Consider the following 15,918-nt stretch of genomic DNA (forward strand, 5'->3'; position numbering starts at 1 on the left):
GCAGCCCCAATAAGCCGAATGCGTTGTACCAGATACGCCGCAGCGGCTGGTTTTGGGGCTGCTTCGCAGCCCAGCGCGGGCGATGCGGCGTTCCGACAAGCCCGCTCGCCACGGGGGAGTTCGTCAGTTTCTGAAAGTTGTGTAGATACCTATGCTCATCGCGGGCAAGCCCGCTCCCACATTTGACCGCATACACCTGTGGGAGCGGCGGTGCGACGATTCGACTTGCCCGCGATGGGCCAGTACAGACACCTACGTCGCCGGCCGAACAGCCTTGATCAACGCCTGCAACGAATACCCCAGGCGCGGCGCCAGCGCCTCGGCCCGCGCAGAAACCGCCGCCAGGTCCAGCGTCTGGTCCAGGTCCGCCGGCACCAGCAGGATCACGTTGCCCTCCTTCACCGGCAATTCCCAATAATGCCGATGATAAAGCCCGCGCAGCAGTGCAGCACCCAGCGGCTTGCCATCATCGGTCGCCCACTGGTTGATCACCAACCAACCGCCTGGGTTGAGTTTTTTCTGGCAGTTTTCCAGGAAGGTCCAGGCCAGGTGGCCAACCCCAGGCCCCACATCGGTATACAGGTCGACGAAAATCAGGTCTGCCGGCTCTGCCGTCTCCAGCAACTCCAACGCATCGCCCACGCGGATGTACAACCGCGGGTCATCATCCAACCCTAGATACTCGATAGCCAGGCGCGGCACGTCCGGACGCAGCTCAATGGCCTCGACATCTTCCAGGGGCAGGAACTTGAGGCACGCCTGGGTCAGCGTCCCGGCCCCCAGGCCGAGGAACAGCGCGCTTTCGGGCTGCTCATGGCACAAGGCGCCAATCAACATGGCGCGGGTGTAGTCGTACTCGAGCCAGCTGGGGTCGGCGGTGAACACACAGCTCTGCTCGATGGCATCGCCAAACTCGAGAAAGCGGTAGTCAGCCACTTCCAGCACGCGGATCATGCCGAAGTCATCATGGACCTCAGCCAACAGGCGCTCGACGCGCTCCTCAGTCATTTCATCTCCTAACGGGCCCGGGCACGGGTTCAAGCCGCCTGGTAGCAAGCGGGAAAGGCGCGATTGTCGGCCAAGCAGCGCCAGCAGGTCACGCACTAATTGCTGATAACATGCACGCTCCCGACATTCATTCGAGTTCACGATGAGCCAACCTTGGAGCCCCGACAGCTGGCGCGCCCTGCCGATCCAGCAACAACCCCGCTACCCCGACGCCGCACATTTGCTGCAGGTCGAGCAGAGCCTGGCCAGTTACCCGCCGCTGGTCTTCGCCGGCGAAGCCCGGGAGTTGCGCCGCCAGTTTGCCGAGGTGACCCAGGGTCGCGCATTCCTGCTGCAAGGTGGCGACTGCGCCGAGAGCTTTGCCGAGTTCTCCGCCGCCAAGATCCGTGACACGTTTAAAGTGTTGCTGCAAATGGCCATTGTCATGACCTTCGCCGCTGGCTGCCCGGTGGTCAAAGTCGGGCGCATGGCTGGCCAATTCGCCAAGCCGCGCTCGGCCAACGATGAAACCATCGACGGCATCACCCTGCCCGCCTACCGTGGCGATATCGTCAATGGCATCGGTTTCGACGAGAAAAGCCGCGTCCCGGACCCCGACCGCCTGTTGCAGTCCTACCACCAGTCCACCGCCACCCTGAACCTGCTGCGGGCCTTCGCCCAGGGCGGTTTTGCCGACCTGCATCAGGTGCACAAGTGGAACCTGGACTTTATCGCCAACTCCGCGCTGGCCGACAAGTACAGCCAACTGGCGGATCGCATCGACGAGACCCTGGCCTTCATGCGCGCCTGCGGCATGGACACCTCGCCACAATTGCGCGAGACCAGCTTCTTCACCGCCCACGAAGCGCTGCTGCTCAACTACGAGCAAGCCTTCGTGCGCCGCGACAGCCTGACCAATGATTACTACGACTGCTCGGCCCACATGCTGTGGATCGGCGACCGCACGCGCCAGCTCGATGGCGCACACGTCGAGTTCCTGCGCGGGGTGAACAACCCGATCGGGGTCAAGGTCGGCCCGAGCATGAACCCCGACGACCTGATTCGCTTGATCGATATCCTCAACCCGGACAACGACCCCGGCCGCCTGAACCTGATCGCGCGCATGGGCGCCAGCAAGGTCGGCGATCACCTGCCCAACCTGATCCGTGCCGTGCAGCGCGAAGGCAAGCAGGTGCTGTGGAGCAGCGACCCGATGCATGGCAACACCATCAAGGCCAGCAGTGGCTACAAGACCCGGGACTTCGCGCAGATCCTCAGCGAAGTGAAGGAATTCTTCCAGGTCCATGAAGCCGAAGGTACTTACGCCGGCGGGATTCATATCGAAATGACCGGGCAAAATGTCACCGAGTGCATTGGTGGTGCGCGACCGATTACCGAAGATGGCTTGTCGGACCGCTACCACACCCACTGCGACCCGCGGATGAATGCCGATCAGTCGCTGGAACTGGCGTTCCTGATTGCCGAGACGCTGAAGCAGGTCAAACGCTAGGACCACGAGGCCCGCTGTGGCGAGCGGGCTTGCCACAGTAGCCCTACCTGCCTGCCTCCATTGCCAGCATCGCCACCCGCAACCGGGCCGCACTGGGCCGCTGACAGTTTATCTGTACCTGTTCCAACCCCAGCCAATCAGCCATCTGCCGCAAATTCAACGCCAACGCCAACATCCCCGCCTCGTCCAACCCCGGTTCTTCTTCGTGCACCGCATGGACCGCCAGCCGCCCGTTGGCGCGCTCGGCCCGTAAATCCACGCGCGCCGCAACCCGTTCGTTGTGCAGGAATGGCAGCACGTAATAGCCGTACACCCTTTTGTCCTGCGGGGTGTAGATCTCCAACCGATAACGGAATTCGAACAGCCGCTCGGTACGGCTGCGCTCCCAGATCAATGAATCGAAAGGCGACAGTAAGGCACTGGCCGTGACTTTGCGTGGGACGCTCGGCTCGGGCAGGCAGTACGCCGGCTGCTTCCACCCCTGGACCTGGCAGGCCTGCAATTGCCCATCCTCGACCAGCTCGGCAAGGCGCCCGCGACTGTCTGCCGGTTCCAGGCGAAAATAATCACGCAGGTCCTTTTCCGTCCCCACGCCCAACGCCGTCGCGGCATGCAGCAGCAACCCACGTTGGGCACTGTGCTCACTCAAGGGCGCCTGTTGCAGAATCGCCGGGGCAATGACTCGCTCGGGCAAGTCGTACAACCGCTCGAAACCACGGCGCCCGGCCACCGTCACCAGGCCGGCGGCGAATAACCACTCCAGCGCGTGCTTCTCGTCACTCCAGTCCCACCAGGGCCCGGCGCGTTCCTGACGGGTCGACAGGCTGCCAGCCCCCAGCGCGCCTTGCTGCTCGACGATGGCCAATACCCGGCGGATGGTGGCCTGTTGCTCGCGTCCAAAACGCGCCATTTGCTGATAGATCCCCTGCCCCTCGGACGCACGTTGCATACGCCAGCGCATCAGCGGATACAGGGCCATGGGCAGCAGCGAGGCCTCATGCCCCCAATATTCAAACAACGTGCGCCGCCGCCCCTGACTCCAGGCGGCCTGTTCGAGCAACAGCGGGGAATAATTGCCCAGGCGGGAAAACAGCGGCAGATAGTGGGAACGCACCACGGCATTGACCGAGTCAATCTGCAGCACCCCGAGGCGCTCGATCAGGCGGTTGACCTGCACGGCCTTGACCTGCGCAGGCGGTTGGCGCCCGGAAAAGCCCTGGGCCGCCAACGCCATGCGACGCGCCTGCTTAAGGGAGAAACTCAGATCTGCGGGCATGTGCATCTCCTGATTTGGCCCACAGACTGTAGCGCGAAGCCGTCATTTACCCAAAGGATCGTTCCAGGAATGCCGGTGGCGCTCATGCTCGACATCCCTGCGGGTCAAGCCGATATCCTTGAGGGATTCATCACTCAACTCTGCCAGCAATTGCCGCTCGCACTGCAGGGCGTACCAACGTGAAACCCTTTGAAACAGCCCAGCAAAGCGGCGCTTCGCCAGTAACCCATGATCGATTCGACCTTTCATCATCTCGCCCTCCACTGGGGATGACTAAAGTCTGTGCCTGGCGCTAACATCAATCCAACGAATGTTTTTTATGAAATACATCTCAGAGATTGATCAATTGCCCAACTACCCCAGTATCGATACCGAAGTGCTGCGCACCTTCGTCGCCATTGCCGACCTGGGTGGTTTTACCCGGGCTGGCGAGCAGATCAATCGCACTCAGTCAGCGGTAAGCATGCAGATGAAGCGCCTGGAAGAGGACGTGCTGCAACGCAAGCTGTTCGAGCGTGACGGCCGACAGGTCAAGCTCACGCCCGAAGGCCAGGTGCTGCTGGGGTATGCGCGGCGCATCCTGAAGCTGCACAGCGAGGTGTTCAATACCTTGCGTGAGCCGCACATGGTCGGGCTGGTGCGCATCGGTACGCCGGACGACTACGTGATGCGCTACCTGCCCGGCATTCTCCAGCGGTTTTCCAAGGCGTACCCGCTGATCCAGATCGAGATGCACTGCGAAGGCACGCCAGTGCTGATGCAGCGACGTGACTTGGCACTGACCGTTATCAGTCGCGAACCGGGGAGCGAGGTCGGTGAACTGCTGCGCACCGAGCGCATGGTCTGGGTGGCCTCCCACTGCTTCTGCGTGGACGAACATGAAGTCCTGCCCCTGGCAATTTCCGGCATGGACAGTTATTGCACGCACTGGGCCACCGCGGCGCTGGATGCCGCGGGGCGTCCGTATCGCCTGGCCTATCACAGCTCCAATGGCGCAGCGATTCAGGCGGTAGTCGGTGCAGGCCTGGCCGCGATGGTGATGATGGAAAGCCTGGTCACCGACGATCTGCGCATACTCGGCAGCGACGAGGGCTTCGGCACGCTGCCGATGGTCAATTTGCGGCTGTTGCGCAATCCCGCCATGGCCTCCCCGATCACCGAATGCCTGGCGCAGTACATTGTTGAGGGCTTCAGACCTTAAAGGTCAACATCACCGCGCACACCACCAGGAAGCCGCAGAACAACCCGCGCAGCAATCGCTCCGGCAATGCGTGGGCGATCTTCACCCCCCAACTGATGCTGAGCAGCCCACCAACGGCCAGGGGCACGCCGATCAGCCAATCCACTTCCTGATGCCAGGCATAGGTCACCAGGGTGACGCTGGTACTGGGCAAAGCCAGCGCCAGGGACAAGCCTTGGGCGACCACTTGGGTGGTGCCGAAAATACTGGTCAACACCGGGGTTGCAACCACCGCACCACCGACGCCGAACAACCCGCCCATGGAGCCGGACACCGCCCCCAACACCCCAAGCCACGGCCAGGAATAGCGCATCTGCGGTGAGGGTGGTGCATTACTGGTGACCATGCGCAACAGGTTGTATGCCGACAGCGCCACCAGAAACGCAATAAAGCCAATACGCATGATCCCCGCATCGATCCCCACCGCCCAGATCGACCCCAACCAGGCAAAACAAAAGCCCATGAGCCCCAGTGGCAAGGCATGACGCAGCTCGATCCGATTGCGCTGGTGATAACGCCACAACGCCAGCATCACATTGGGCACGACCATCACCAACGCAGTCCCTTGGGCGATTTGCTGATCCAGGCCGAACAGCACGCCCAGCACCGGGATCGCGATCAGCCCGCCGCCGATGCCAAACAGACCACCAACGGTACCCAGGGCTACGCCCAGCACCACATACATCGCCATATCCACCACAACTACACCCCTGCACCGTCTCAAGCCCTGCATGCTACGCAGTCCCCTCTGGCATGGAAACGCACAGCAACGCACAATGGCTATGCCAGATCCGCATAAGCGAGCCCCCATGAACCCCACCACCTTGACTGATCAACTGGGCCTGTTCCTCGATGTGTTGGAGGCAGGCAGTTTTTCTGCTGCCGCGCGCCGCCACCCCCTCACGCCCTCCGCCGTGGCTCGCCGGATCGACAGCCTGGAAAGCGCCGTCGGTAGCCGGCTCTTCCTGCGCAGTACCCATGCGGTGCTCCCGACGCCGGCAGGCACGGCGTTTGCCGAGCGTGCACGGCGGATTGTCCGGGAGCTGCAACTGGCCCGAGCCGAGGCCGTGTCCTTGAGCCATGCGCCCGAAGGTCTGATTCGCGTGGATGCACCCGCCGCGTTTGGGCGGCGGCACCTGGCGCCCGCAATCGCAGACTTTCTGACGGTCTACCCGGGGCTGGATGTGCACCTGCACCTGATCGACAGCTTTGTCGACATGCAGGGCGAGCACTTGGGCAAGGTTGATCTGGTGCTGCGCGCGGGGCATATCGTCGATACACGGCTGATCGCCACGCCGCTGACCAGCATCGTGCGCATCGCCTGCGCCAGCCCCGCCTACCTGAAGAACCGCGGCACTCCAACCCATCCCAGCCAGCTCAACGAGCACGATGGCCTGGACTGGGAAGGCTTGGCGCCAATGTTCGCCTGGCGCTTTGAACTCGATGGCCGCAAGAACACCTACCGTCCGCAGCGCATCCGCATGAGCGCCAACAATGCCGAAGCCCTACTATCCGGCGCCCTGGCCGGGCTGGGCATCGCACACCTGCCCACCTGGCTGGCCAGCGAGTATCTGGTGCGCGGTGAACTGGTACCGCTGTTCTGCGAAAACGGCCTGCCTACCGCAGAAACCGCTGGCATCTACGCCCTGCGCCTGGAACAGCAGGCCAACGCCCGCAGCCGCCTGCTGCTGGAGTACCTCAAGAGCCGTTTCAGCCCTGTTCCACCGTGGGATCTGGCGTTACAAAGCGGCTGGGGCTGACCGCTGCCACAGAATTATCTGGCGCGTTAAAGGTTTGGCCGCTAGATTCCAGAGCAAATACGTTTTAAGGCACTGCCATGACCGACACTTGCGATTCCCTGCTCCTCAACAACCAACTGTGCTTTGCCTTGCACTCCACATCGTTGTTGATGACCAAGGTCTACAAACCCCTGCTGCAAGCCATTGGCCTGACCTACCCACAGTATTTGGCGATGATGGTGTTGTGGGAAGAAGATGGTTTGACCGTAGGCGAAATCAGTAGCCGCCTGCTGACCGATCCGGGCTCACTGACACCGCTGCTCAAACGCCTGGAAGCCGAGGGCCTGTTGAGTCGCACCCGTAGCCGCAACGATGAGCGCGTAGTCGTCGTAGAGCTGACCGCAACCGGCCGAGCGCTGCGGGACAAGGCCATCGATATCCCCCAATGCATTCTCGGCGCCAGCGGTATGCAGATGGAGCAGTTGCAAAAACTGCAGGCGGATTTGCTGGAATTGCGCAGGAACCTGCAGGGTAGCGTCTGACCCTCACACGGTTTTCGACCGAACATCCCCCCCTGTAGGAGCCGGCTTGCCGGCGAAAAACCCGAGTGCGACGCTGGGCACCAGGCACACCGCGTTATCGCTCGCGATTTTCGCCGGCAAGCCGGCTCCTACAGGGATTGGGATGAGCTTGGAAATTTATATTGCGCACTAAACATTTGCGCGATACATTCACCTCGCCACCTACTTAGCGCGCAAACTTTTAGCGCAAAATAAACCGCGAGGAATCTCCCATGCAAACTCTGTATACCGCAGTAGCCACCGCCACTGGCGGCCGTGATGGTCGTGCCGTTTCCAGCGACAACATCCTCGACGTCAAACTTTCTACACCCAAAGAGTTGGGCGGCGCTGGCGGCCAGGCCACCAACCCCGAGCAGCTGTTCGCCGCGGGCTATTCGGCCTGCTTTATCGGCGCCCTGAAATTCGTCGCCAGCCAGAGCAAACGCAAAATCCCCGATGACGCCTCGATCACCGCCCATGTGGGCATCGGCCAGATTCCCGGTGGATTTGGCCTGGACATCGACCTTCACGTGTCCCTGCCCGGCTTGGAACACGACGAAGCGCAAAGCCTGGTGGAGGCTGCCCATCAGGTCTGCCCTTACTCCAACGCCACCCGTGGCAACGTCGATGTGCGCCTGCATATCACGGTGTGACTGGCAAACAGGCACAAAAAAACCGATGCCTGCAATTTGGCATCGGTTTCTTCAGGTAACCCACCTTCTTAAGGGTAAGCTTTACTGGTCTGGTGCCAGATCTCCAGCGTATCCAGTTGGACACGCGCCGGTGTTGCTGAGCGTATTCCAGCGCTGGTTTTGGCTTGCAGATGTTTAGTTTATTTCAACGTCCATGTCTTCAGGCTTAAGCGTCTCTTGCTGGAAAGGCAGTCCTAATGCCTCCAGCATTAACGACGCAATTAGATTATTGACTACAAATAAGGAAGTTGCCGCGTTGAAATGCCCATAATCGAATGAAACCAGTCCTTTTTTCATATCTTGCCCCAGATATGACAAGCACCCATCTACGTTGCATAGCTCATCAATTACAGATATATACTTAAATCCACCCTCTCCCTTCGAATACTTACCTTTCAGGGAGGCATCTTCATCAAATGGTTCCTGCGTAAGATTTGTAGAAATCCTTCTAGGTGTGTGCAACCAATACTGCCGGAGTACAATTTGGTAAAGCGAGACCTCATACCTCGGCACCGGCCCCATAACGATCACACGCTCAACACCGTAAGCTTTCAGCTTAGCAACAACACTCTTCATATCATTCTTTGTATCAATACCTGAAAACTGGGCAATAATCACTACTTTAGGAATTACTCTTTCAATGACGTCTAGCGCCAGAATGTTAGATGTGTCACACACTTTATTGGCAGCAGTCTCTGGCCCCGGAACATATGGAAAGCACCCGCTACTCGCCACCTGAAGAATTGAAACTTCTTTAGGAAGCACCTTTTCAATGCCATAACGCAACTGTTGTACATGCGAGTCCCCCCACAACATAACACTTTTATTTGAGGTCGGCGTATAGCAGGAACTTAAAATCTCCGGTCTAGGATCAACCGTAGGTCGGCCGTGACGATAGTTTTCTAAATCAAAAAAATCACAATCAAGCCTATAGCGTCGCGCCAAGTCATGCTCAGTCATGTACTTCATACCGGGTGCTGCATTTTCGAAATACTGAGCAAAATCCTCTCTATCTTTCATACGAAAAGTAAATCCGTCATTCTTATAAGTCGCAAAACCTACGATACCCAATATAGCAGCAACGAATAACAATCCCAAACTTTTAGTCCCAATATGTGCGGGAGAGCGAAATGGTTTTTCCACGAACCTGTAGGTTAACCATGCCGCAACGACACTTGCAAACACACAGATCACCAGGACTTTTACACTTGGCGTACCGCTCTCCATCGTTCGGGCAAATGTGAGAATGGGCCAATGCCAGAGATAAAGCGGAAAACTTATAAGGCCAATCCATACCATCACTCTGCTCGACAATATCCGCTTGTTGATTAGCGAGTCAGGTCCCGATGCGATCAGAAGGACCGACCCAAGGACCGGAATAGCCGCCCAGTAACCCGGAAATGCGAACGTTTTGTCTATGAAAAAGAAACAACCAACGAGCAAAATCAACCCAACGAAAGAAAACACGTTAGGTAATATCGGCGAAAGTTTTGCAGCTGCTACTGCATTTTCACTAAAAAATGATGCAACTGAGCTAACAACCGAATGATTTTTATATGAGCTGTACGCCAGCAAACTACCACAAAGAATTTCCCACACTCGATTGTACGGGAGGTAAAAAGCCGCACTGGCATTAGTTCCAAGCTCAATCACACACAAAACAAAAGAAAGCAAGGCCATGATCGCAAGCGATACATATACATCAAGTTTAAGTCTCCAAACAACTATTGCAGCTACTGGAAACAATAGATAGAATTGTTCCTCAACACCTAGAGACCATAGATGAAGAAGAGGTTTTAGCTCCGAGGCAACATCAAAATACCCAGACTCCCTGTACAAGATAATATTCTGTACAAACCCTAACCCTGCAGCTATATGCTTACCCAGTGACGAAAATTCCGTAGCCACAGATGAGATCCAGCCAAAACAATAACATGCAACTAGAACAAATATCAATGCTGGAAATATTCGCCTAATCCTCCTTTTGTAAAACTCAACAAAGCTAAAACTCCCAGCTTCCAAACTTTTAAAAATAATGCTCGATATAAGAAACCCAGAGATAACAAAAAAAACATCAACACCAACAAACCCACCGCTCAGCAAACCCGGAAAGGCATGAAACAAAACAACCGAAATGATAGCGATCGCACGTAGACCATCAATATCAGCTCTATACTTCAAATGCTGATTATCAGAAGTGAAATTATGTGCTGACGGGCCAGAGGTTTCCACTTTACTCAACTTACTCATTTCACTCATTCAAGTTTCTCCCTCTATCCATAACCCATTTCTTGTGGTTCGCGCAATGTGCAGCGATGCTCACATTCGTGCCCCAAAGGCAGGCTGCAGGGTGATTGCCCTTCCCTAACCAAATCACCATATCCAAGGTTCGGCAGCAACGTTGGAGATTAGGCTTTTCAGCCAAATCCAGAACAGCACTTACATCCTGAGCAATGGACATAAAAAAACCGGAGCCCTAATGAGACTCCGGTATTCCTGCTGCACATGAGTGTTTATCAACAACCCTCATGTGCACAGCATTACAACTGACGGTCGCTTTACTGGGTCAGTAACCCCAGAATTACTTCTTGGCGCGACCTTTGTACGAACCACCTTCACGGGTGTCGATCTCGATCAGGTCGTCGATTTCGATGAAATCAGCCACTTGCAGTTCGGTACCGTTAGCCAGCTTGGCCGGCTTCATCACTTTGCCCGAAGTGTCGCCGCGAGCGGAACCTTCGGTGTAGGCAACCTTACGCACGATGGTGGTCGGCAGCTCTACGGAAACCAGGCGCTCTTCGAAGAAAATCGCTTCGCAGACGTCGGTCATGCCTTCTTCGATAAATGGCAGAACGGCTTCGATGTCTTCAGCGTTCAGCTCGTACATGGTGTAGTCGGTGGTGTCCATGAACGTGTAGGTGTCGCCGCTGATGAACGACAGGGTCGCTTCTTTACGGTCGAGGATTACGTCGTCCAGCTTGTCATCGGCGCTGTATACGGTTTCGGTCTTGTAACCGGTCAGCAGGTTCTTCAGCTTGGTCTTCATGATTGCGCTGTTACGACCAGACTTGGTGAACTCAGCTTTCTGAACCAACCAAGGGTCGTTGTCGATACGGATCACGGTACCGGGTTTCAGTTCTTTACCAGTTTTCATTACGAATATCCGAAATTTGGATGGGATTTACAAAAATCAAGGTCGCGTATCATATCCAATTTTCATAAAACTGTACCAGCGCCGTCGCAAGATCAGCCTGCAAGGCCTGTTCCAGACACCATTTTTCGGCGTGCACGGTCAGTTCCGGCCAATGCTCAAGCAGGATTTTCCAGCTTGAGGCCATATCGCTGTCGGTGTTCCAGGCTTGCCATAGGGCGATCAGCGCGGCTTTTGCGGGTGCCGACAGGGCCTGGGTATAGAGCGCGAGGAAGGCATCGAGCTTGTCCAGGTGGATATCTTCGTCCTGGCGGTAGATGTGCCATAGCAACGGGCGCCCAGCCCATTGCGCACGCACAAAGGAGTCTTCGCCGCGCACCGCATTGAAGTCGCAGCACCACAGCAGGCGGTCGTATTGTTCCTGCCGCACGAACGCCAGCACCTGTACCGTCAGCGTCCCGCGCAGGTGAATATCCCCTGCGGCCAACGCCTCCACACCCAACCAGCGCTGCACGTCGCCAAGAATGCGCCCTTCCGGCACCAACAGATGAGTGGCTTGCCCATCAGCCGCCAACACGTCCAGCCAACTGGCCAGCCCGGCGTTTTCATAGGCAAACAGCGACATCAACCGCGCGCCCTTTGCGGGAAAGACGCCCAGCCCTTGCAGGAATTGTTGCCGGCCCTGCAAATCACGCTGAAAGGCCTGGCGCCGCTCGATCAGCCCGGCCTCACGCAGCAAGCCCCCCGTGCCAGGGCGAAATCCCGGGAAGAAGAAATACTTTTGGACACCTTTGAACTTCACCGACGGCAGGCCGTGGCAACCGACCACCCATTCCTCGGCGCTTAAATAGTCGAGGTTCATCCACAGTGGCGAGTGCTCGCACCCCGCCATGGCCTCCATATAGTCATGGGGCAATTGGCAGGCAAATGCGGCAATCACCACATCAGCCGCTGGCGTAGGCGCCCAGTCCTGTGACCAGTGACGTACGTCGACGCCCTCTTGCCACTGCTGGTCCAACTGCACATCCACCTCTGGGCACATGCGCTCGAACGCCCGCAAATCATCGACCCATAGGCGCACAGCGCAGGCGTGTTCTGCTGCCAATTGCCGGGCCAGGCGCCAGGTCACGCCGATGTCGCCGTAGTTGTCGACGACGCTGCAAAAAATATCCCAGCGGGCTTTCATTCCGGGCTCCATCATTCAAAGGCTCGATTGTCCGCATAAATGCCGTCATGCAGAAGGGTTGATCGCGATTATTCTGCACGCTGGCTATGCGACAATCCCTCGCTCACCGCAACCGTCCGCCAGGAGGCCGCCATGTCCGATCGCCCGATGTCGCTGTTCAAACTCAGTATTGCCGTGGCCCTGGGCCTGTGGCTGGGCTTTGTCGCAATCGCGCTGACAGGCTGGCTGGCCTCGCGCTACCTGCTTGAACAACCTGTGGCCGCCGTCACCCAGGCCGTGCAACAACTGGGCACGCCGCCGACCGTGACGCCAGAGCCGCCCAACCAAATGTTTGAGCAATACCAACAGAACCTGCACAAGCAGGAACAACAACAGACGCTGGACCAGGCGCGGGCCAACCCGCGCAACCTGTCCAACCCCAAATGCCAATTCTGGCTCCAGCAGGACCAGAACGCCCCCAGCGACAAGAGCCGGGCCAACGTCCTGCAATTCTGTGATTGAGCCGCAAGCCCCCATGAATAAACATGCCGTCCTCCAGTTGATCCTGGAAAAACTCGCCGCCGACCTGAATGTGGCGCAACGCGCCGCGCAAACCGCCTACGAGACCGCGACCCACGAAGAAAACATCGCCGAGAACAAATACGACACCCTGGGCCTGGAGGCGTCTTACCTCGCCGCCGGGCAAGCCAAGCGCGTGGAGGAAATCAGACAGTCACTGGTGTTGTGCCAAAACCTGAGCCTGCGACCCTACGATGAGCAACGGGGTATCGAAGTAGGCGCCCTGCTCGGCCTCGAAGATGACAACGACCGCCAGCAATGGCTGTTCCTCGCGCCGGACGCGGCAGGCCTGAAAGTCTATGTGGTGGGGCAGTTGGTGACCGTCATCACCCCTCGCTCGCCGCTGGGCAAAAGCCTGCTGGGCAAGTTCGAGGGGGATGAGGTAGAGATACTGGTAGCGGGCGCCCGGCAACAGTTCGTGGTGACCGAGGCCCGCTAGGTCGGTCAGTGAACCGGCAGTTCAACGCCGTCGAACAGCTCTTCCAGTTCCTGCTTGTTGTGGCACTGGATCGCCTTGGCCATGACTTCACGGGTCAGGTGCGGGGCGAACTTCTCGATGAAATCGCACATGAAGCCACGCAGGAACGTGCCACGACGGAAACCGATCTTGGTCACGCTGGACTCGAACAGTTCACTGGCATCGAGCACCACCAGGTCGCTGTCGAGCTTGGTATCGACGGCCATCTTGGCCACGATGCCGACGCCCAGGCCCAGGCGCACGTAAGTCTTGATCACGTCGGCATCAGCCGCGGTGAACACCACTTTGGGCGTGAGGCCGCGATGACTGAAGGCTTCGTCGAGCTTGGAGCGGCCGGTGAAGCCAAACACGTAGGTGACAATCGGATATTCCGCCAGCGCTTCCAGGGTCAGCTTCGGCAGCTTGGCCAATGGGTGCCCCTGGGGCACCACGACGCAGCGGTTCCAGCGATAGCACGGCATCATCACCAGGTCGCCGAACAGCTCCAGGGCTTCGGTGGCGATGGCAAAATCGACAGTACCGTCAGCCGCCATTTCCGCGATCTGCATCGGCGAGCCCTGGTGCATGTGCAAGGCCACGTCCGGGTACTGCTTGATGAACGAACTGATCACCGGCGGCAGGGCATAACGGGCCTGGGTGTGGGTGGTGGCGATCGACAGGGTGCCTTTTTTCTCGTTGGAGAATTCCTGGGCGATCTGCTTGATGCTTTCAACCTTGCGCAGGATCTCACCGGCCGTGGTGATGATGCGCTCACCAGCGGGTGTGACGCGGGTCAGGTGCTTGCCGCTGCGGGCGAACACTTCGACGCCCAATTCGTCTTCGAGCAGGCGGATCTGTTTACTGATACCCGGTTGCGAGGTGTAGAGGCTTTGAGCCGTGGCGGAAACGTTGAGGTCGTGGTGCGCCACTTCCCAGATGTAGCGCAATTGTTGAAGCTTCATATGTGTCCCTCAAAGCAGATAGACGCCACGGATATCAGCGACGGTATATAACTATATTAAAGGTTGGATCGATAAATCTAGAACTTTTTATCGTTTACGCCCCATCACACATCATCACTGCGCCGACACTGCCGCAAAGGCACCAGATAGACCGGTACCCGAGACAACTGCAACACCCGCGCCGCGGTACGTCCCAGTGGCGTCGGGATCCCTGTGCCCTGGCTATGACTCCCTACGATCAACAAATCCACCGAGAGTTTCTGCGCCTGGTCGAGAATCACTTGGGCGGGATCCCCCTGGATCACCCGCACCGAATGAATCGCCTGCAAGTCCTGCTCGCCGTCCTTCAACTCTTCACGAAAACTGTCCAGCATCCGCTGCTCGATGTTCGCCATTACTGTATTGAGCCCCTGGCTCTGCCATTCGCTCAAGGCCTGTTCATCAAGATAGGTTTGAAGCACCGACTCTGCGAACAGCCCGATCGGCTCTACCACATGAATCACATACAGATCCGCCTTGAACGTGCGTGCCATCGCCAGCGCATGCTGCATCACGTAAGGCGCATACACACCCAGGTCTGAGGCGTACAACATCGACCGAATCATAGAACCTCCCGGGCTGCCAGGATGGCGGGGATTGTTTCAGCTTAGCAGCGCCTCCGCGACTGCGATGAACTTAGCTCTGGACCTGGACTTTTGGCTCATTGCTCACGCCATGGGGCACATGCCCGGTGGCCACAACCTCCCTGGCTTTCTCGCAATGGCCGGCCTGGTCGTCAAAAAACACGTCGGCGGCGAACGCCTCAAGGAACGCGGATTTTTCCAGGCCGCCAAGAAACAGCGACTCATCCAGGCGGATGTCCCACTCGCGCAACGTACGGATCACCCGTTCGTGGGACGGGGCCGAACGCGCCGTCACCAACGCCGTGCGGATCGGGCAGGACTCATCGGGGAACTCGCGCTGCAACAGATTGAGGGCGGCCAGGAACCCTTTGAATGGCCCGCCGCGCAGCGGTTCGCGGGCCGCTTGCCGCTCGCTGGCCTGGAAGGCTTCCAGGCCGCCGCTCTGGTAGACGCGCTCGGACTCGTCGGAAAACAGCACCGCATCGCCATCGAAGGCAATCCGCAATTCGGCACTGCAAGCCCGGCGGGCGCCGCCAGACAGAATGGTCGCCGCCGCAAAACCGGCATCCAGCGCGCTGCGCACATCTTCGGCATGGGTGGAGAGGAACAGGTGGCAGCCAAACGCCGCCAGGTAAGGGTGGGGGTTACGCCCACCGACAAAGGCCGCGCGGGAAATATCCAGGCCGTAATGCTGGATCGAATTGAACACGCGCAAACCGGTATCGGCACTGTTGCGCGACACCAGCACCACTTCGACCCGCGCGCGGCCCAGGCTGGCATTGAGGGTCAGGAGCTTCTTGACCAGAGGGAACGCATCCCCGGGCTCAAGGATTTCTTCCTCGTGGTCGATCTGGTACTTGCGGTAGGCCTCGACGCCCTGGGCCAGATAAACCTTGTGGCTTTCGCCCAGGTCGAACAGTGCCCGCGAGGAAATCGCCAGTACCAGTTTGTCGCTCATGCCTTTGGCCATGTCTGTT

At 58.2% G+C, this 15,918-nt stretch carries 17 protein-coding genes; 7 read left to right on the forward strand and 10 right to left on the reverse strand.

The features are described from left to right. Window positions 1-252: 252 nt before the first annotated feature. Window positions 253-1,008 (reverse strand): spermidine synthase, encoded by a 756-nt coding sequence (locus FIV38_RS09935; protein WP_029298032.1) that lies wholly within the window; start codon window positions 1,006-1,008, stop codon window positions 253-255. Between the two features lie 142 nt (window positions 1,009-1,150). On the opposite strand from FIV38_RS09935, the gene FIV38_RS09940 reads away from it, so the two are divergent. Beyond that, a complete protein-coding gene (locus FIV38_RS09940; protein WP_029298031.1) occupies window positions 1,151-2,497 on the forward strand; it encodes a class II 3-deoxy-7-phosphoheptulonate synthase in 1,347 nt (448 codons plus the stop codon). 43 nt (window positions 2,498-2,540) lie between these two features. On the opposite strand, the gene FIV38_RS09945 is transcribed toward FIV38_RS09940, so the two are convergent. Then, complete coding sequence (locus FIV38_RS09945; RefSeq protein ID WP_092235240.1) at window positions 2,541-3,773, reverse strand: winged helix-turn-helix domain-containing protein; 1,233 nt, start codon at window positions 3,771-3,773, stop codon at window positions 2,541-2,543. 42 nt (window positions 3,774-3,815) lie between these two features. Beyond that, the gene (locus tag FIV38_RS09950) at window positions 3,816-4,025 is read right to left on the reverse strand and encodes a DUF1127 domain-containing protein (protein ID WP_071610041.1); all 210 of its coding nucleotides are present in this window, start codon (window positions 4,023-4,025) and stop codon (window positions 3,816-3,818) included. A 67-nt stretch (window positions 4,026-4,092) separates the two neighbouring features. Here FIV38_RS09950 and FIV38_RS09955 point away from each other — a divergent pair, with 67 nt between their 5' ends. Then, complete coding sequence (locus FIV38_RS09955; RefSeq protein ID WP_070995456.1) at window positions 4,093-4,974, forward strand: LysR family transcriptional regulator; 882 nt, start codon at window positions 4,093-4,095, stop codon at window positions 4,972-4,974. Here the strand turns inward: FIV38_RS09955 and FIV38_RS09960 are convergent. Beyond that, a complete protein-coding gene (locus FIV38_RS09960) occupies window positions 4,964-5,713 on the reverse strand; it encodes a sulfite exporter TauE/SafE family protein (RefSeq protein ID WP_029298023.1) in 750 nt (249 codons plus the stop codon). The genes FIV38_RS09955 and FIV38_RS09960 overlap by 11 nt on opposite strands. 109 nt (window positions 5,714-5,822) lie before the next feature. Between FIV38_RS09960 and FIV38_RS09965 the strand changes: the two genes are divergently transcribed. The 3 genes from FIV38_RS09965 (at window position 5,823) to FIV38_RS09975 (ending at window position 7,965) form a co-directional block, all read left to right on the forward strand. Then, complete coding sequence (locus FIV38_RS09965; protein ID WP_092235237.1) at window positions 5,823-6,773, forward strand: LysR family transcriptional regulator; 951 nt, start codon at window positions 5,823-5,825, stop codon at window positions 6,771-6,773. Window positions 6,774-6,850: 77 nt separating this feature from the next. Continuing rightward, window positions 6,851-7,294 carry a MarR family winged helix-turn-helix transcriptional regulator gene (locus FIV38_RS09970; RefSeq protein ID WP_092235232.1) on the forward strand — a complete coding sequence of 148 codons (444 nt, stop codon included), beginning with the start codon at window positions 6,851-6,853 and terminating at the stop codon, window positions 7,292-7,294. A gap of 251 nt (window positions 7,295-7,545) precedes the next feature. Then, window positions 7,546-7,965 carry an organic hydroperoxide resistance protein gene (locus tag FIV38_RS09975; RefSeq protein ID WP_092235230.1) on the forward strand — a complete coding sequence of 140 codons (420 nt, stop codon included), beginning with the start codon at window positions 7,546-7,548 and terminating at the stop codon, window positions 7,963-7,965. A 174-nt stretch (window positions 7,966-8,139) separates the two neighbouring features. On the opposite strand, the gene FIV38_RS09980 is transcribed toward FIV38_RS09975, so the two are convergent. The 3 genes from FIV38_RS09980 to earP all read right to left on the reverse strand — a co-directional run bounded on the left by FIV38_RS09980 (window position 8,140) and on the right by earP (window position 12,341). Next, the gene (locus FIV38_RS09980; protein ID WP_092235227.1) at window positions 8,140-10,263 is read right to left on the reverse strand and encodes an acyltransferase family protein; all 2,124 of its coding nucleotides are present in this window, start codon (window positions 10,261-10,263) and stop codon (window positions 8,140-8,142) included. 322 nt (window positions 10,264-10,585) lie between these two features. After that, the gene (locus tag FIV38_RS09985; protein WP_029298017.1) at window positions 10,586-11,158 is read right to left on the reverse strand and encodes an elongation factor P; all 573 of its coding nucleotides are present in this window, start codon (window positions 11,156-11,158) and stop codon (window positions 10,586-10,588) included. Between the two features lie 49 nt (window positions 11,159-11,207). Then, the gene (gene earP, locus FIV38_RS09990; protein WP_092235224.1) at window positions 11,208-12,341 is read right to left on the reverse strand and encodes an elongation factor P maturation arginine rhamnosyltransferase EarP; all 1,134 of its coding nucleotides are present in this window, start codon (window positions 12,339-12,341) and stop codon (window positions 11,208-11,210) included. A gap of 132 nt (window positions 12,342-12,473) precedes the next feature. On the opposite strand from earP, the gene FIV38_RS09995 reads away from it, so the two are divergent. After that, window positions 12,474-12,842 carry a hypothetical protein gene (locus FIV38_RS09995; RefSeq protein ID WP_092235220.1) on the forward strand — a complete coding sequence of 123 codons (369 nt, stop codon included), beginning with the start codon at window positions 12,474-12,476 and terminating at the stop codon, window positions 12,840-12,842. 13 nt (window positions 12,843-12,855) lie between these two features. Next, a complete protein-coding gene (locus tag FIV38_RS10000) occupies window positions 12,856-13,338 on the forward strand; it encodes a GreA/GreB family elongation factor (RefSeq protein WP_092235217.1) in 483 nt (160 codons plus the stop codon). A 5-nt stretch (window positions 13,339-13,343) separates the two neighbouring features. Here the strand turns inward: FIV38_RS10000 and cysB are convergent, their stop codons facing one another. From cysB to FIV38_RS10015, 3 genes are all read right to left on the reverse strand, one after another. Next, the gene (gene cysB / locus FIV38_RS10005) at window positions 13,344-14,318 is read right to left on the reverse strand and encodes an HTH-type transcriptional regulator CysB (RefSeq protein WP_010176165.1); all 975 of its coding nucleotides are present in this window, start codon (window positions 14,316-14,318) and stop codon (window positions 13,344-13,346) included. A 104-nt stretch (window positions 14,319-14,422) separates the two neighbouring features. Next, on the reverse strand, window positions 14,423-14,923 hold the full coding sequence (locus FIV38_RS10010; RefSeq protein ID WP_092235214.1) for a universal stress protein: 501 nt from the start codon (window positions 14,921-14,923) through the stop codon (window positions 14,423-14,425). A gap of 70 nt (window positions 14,924-14,993) precedes the next feature. Next, window positions 14,994-15,911 carry a 5'-nucleotidase gene (locus FIV38_RS10015; protein WP_029298003.1) on the reverse strand — a complete coding sequence of 306 codons (918 nt, stop codon included), beginning with the start codon at window positions 15,909-15,911 and terminating at the stop codon, window positions 14,994-14,996. Window positions 15,912-15,918 lie beyond the last annotated feature (7 nt).

The organism is Pseudomonas proteolytica (genome assembly GCF_007858275.1).
Lineage (GTDB): Bacteria > Pseudomonadota > Gammaproteobacteria > Pseudomonadales > Pseudomonadaceae > Aquipseudomonas > Aquipseudomonas proteolytica.

Bases quoted from the DNA above. Each gene is read 5' to 3' on its own strand.
- FIV38_RS09935 (WP_029298032.1), bottom strand. From the start codon at position 1,008: ATGACTGAGGAGCGCGTCGAGCGCCTGTTGGCTGAGGTCCATGATGAC.
- FIV38_RS09940 (WP_029298031.1), top strand. From the start codon at position 1,151: ATGAGCCAACCTTGGAGCCCCGACAGCTGGCGCGCCCTGCCGATCCAG.
- FIV38_RS09945 (WP_092235240.1), bottom strand. From the start codon at position 3,773: ATGCCCGCAGATCTGAGTTTCTCCCTTAAGCAGGCGCGTCGCATGGCG.
- FIV38_RS09950 (WP_071610041.1), bottom strand. From the start codon at position 4,025: ATGATGAAAGGTCGAATCGATCATGGGTTACTGGCGAAGCGCCGCTTT.
- FIV38_RS09955 (WP_070995456.1), top strand. From the start codon at position 4,093: ATGAAATACATCTCAGAGATTGATCAATTGCCCAACTACCCCAGTATC.
- FIV38_RS09965 (WP_092235237.1), top strand. From the start codon at position 5,823: ATGAACCCCACCACCTTGACTGATCAACTGGGCCTGTTCCTCGATGTG.
- FIV38_RS09970 (WP_092235232.1), top strand. From the start codon at position 6,851: ATGACCGACACTTGCGATTCCCTGCTCCTCAACAACCAACTGTGCTTT.
- FIV38_RS09975 (WP_092235230.1), top strand. From the start codon at position 7,546: ATGCAAACTCTGTATACCGCAGTAGCCACCGCCACTGGCGGCCGTGAT.
- FIV38_RS09980 (WP_092235227.1), bottom strand. From the start codon at position 10,263: ATGAGTGAAATGAGTAAGTTGAGTAAAGTGGAAACCTCTGGCCCGTCA.
- FIV38_RS09985 (WP_029298017.1), bottom strand. From the start codon at position 11,158: ATGAAAACTGGTAAAGAACTGAAACCCGGTACCGTGATCCGTATCGAC.
- earP (WP_092235224.1), bottom strand. From the start codon at position 12,341: ATGAAAGCCCGCTGGGATATTTTTTGCAGCGTCGTCGACAACTACGGC.
- FIV38_RS09995 (WP_092235220.1), top strand. From the start codon at position 12,474: ATGTCCGATCGCCCGATGTCGCTGTTCAAACTCAGTATTGCCGTGGCC.
- FIV38_RS10000 (WP_092235217.1), top strand. From the start codon at position 12,856: ATGAATAAACATGCCGTCCTCCAGTTGATCCTGGAAAAACTCGCCGCC.
- cysB (WP_010176165.1), bottom strand. From the start codon at position 14,318: ATGAAGCTTCAACAATTGCGCTACATCTGGGAAGTGGCGCACCACGAC.
- FIV38_RS10010 (WP_092235214.1), bottom strand. From the start codon at position 14,923: ATGATTCGGTCGATGTTGTACGCCTCAGACCTGGGTGTGTATGCGCCT.
- FIV38_RS10015 (WP_029298003.1), bottom strand. From the start codon at position 15,911: ATGGCCAAAGGCATGAGCGACAAACTGGTACTGGCGATTTCCTCGCGG.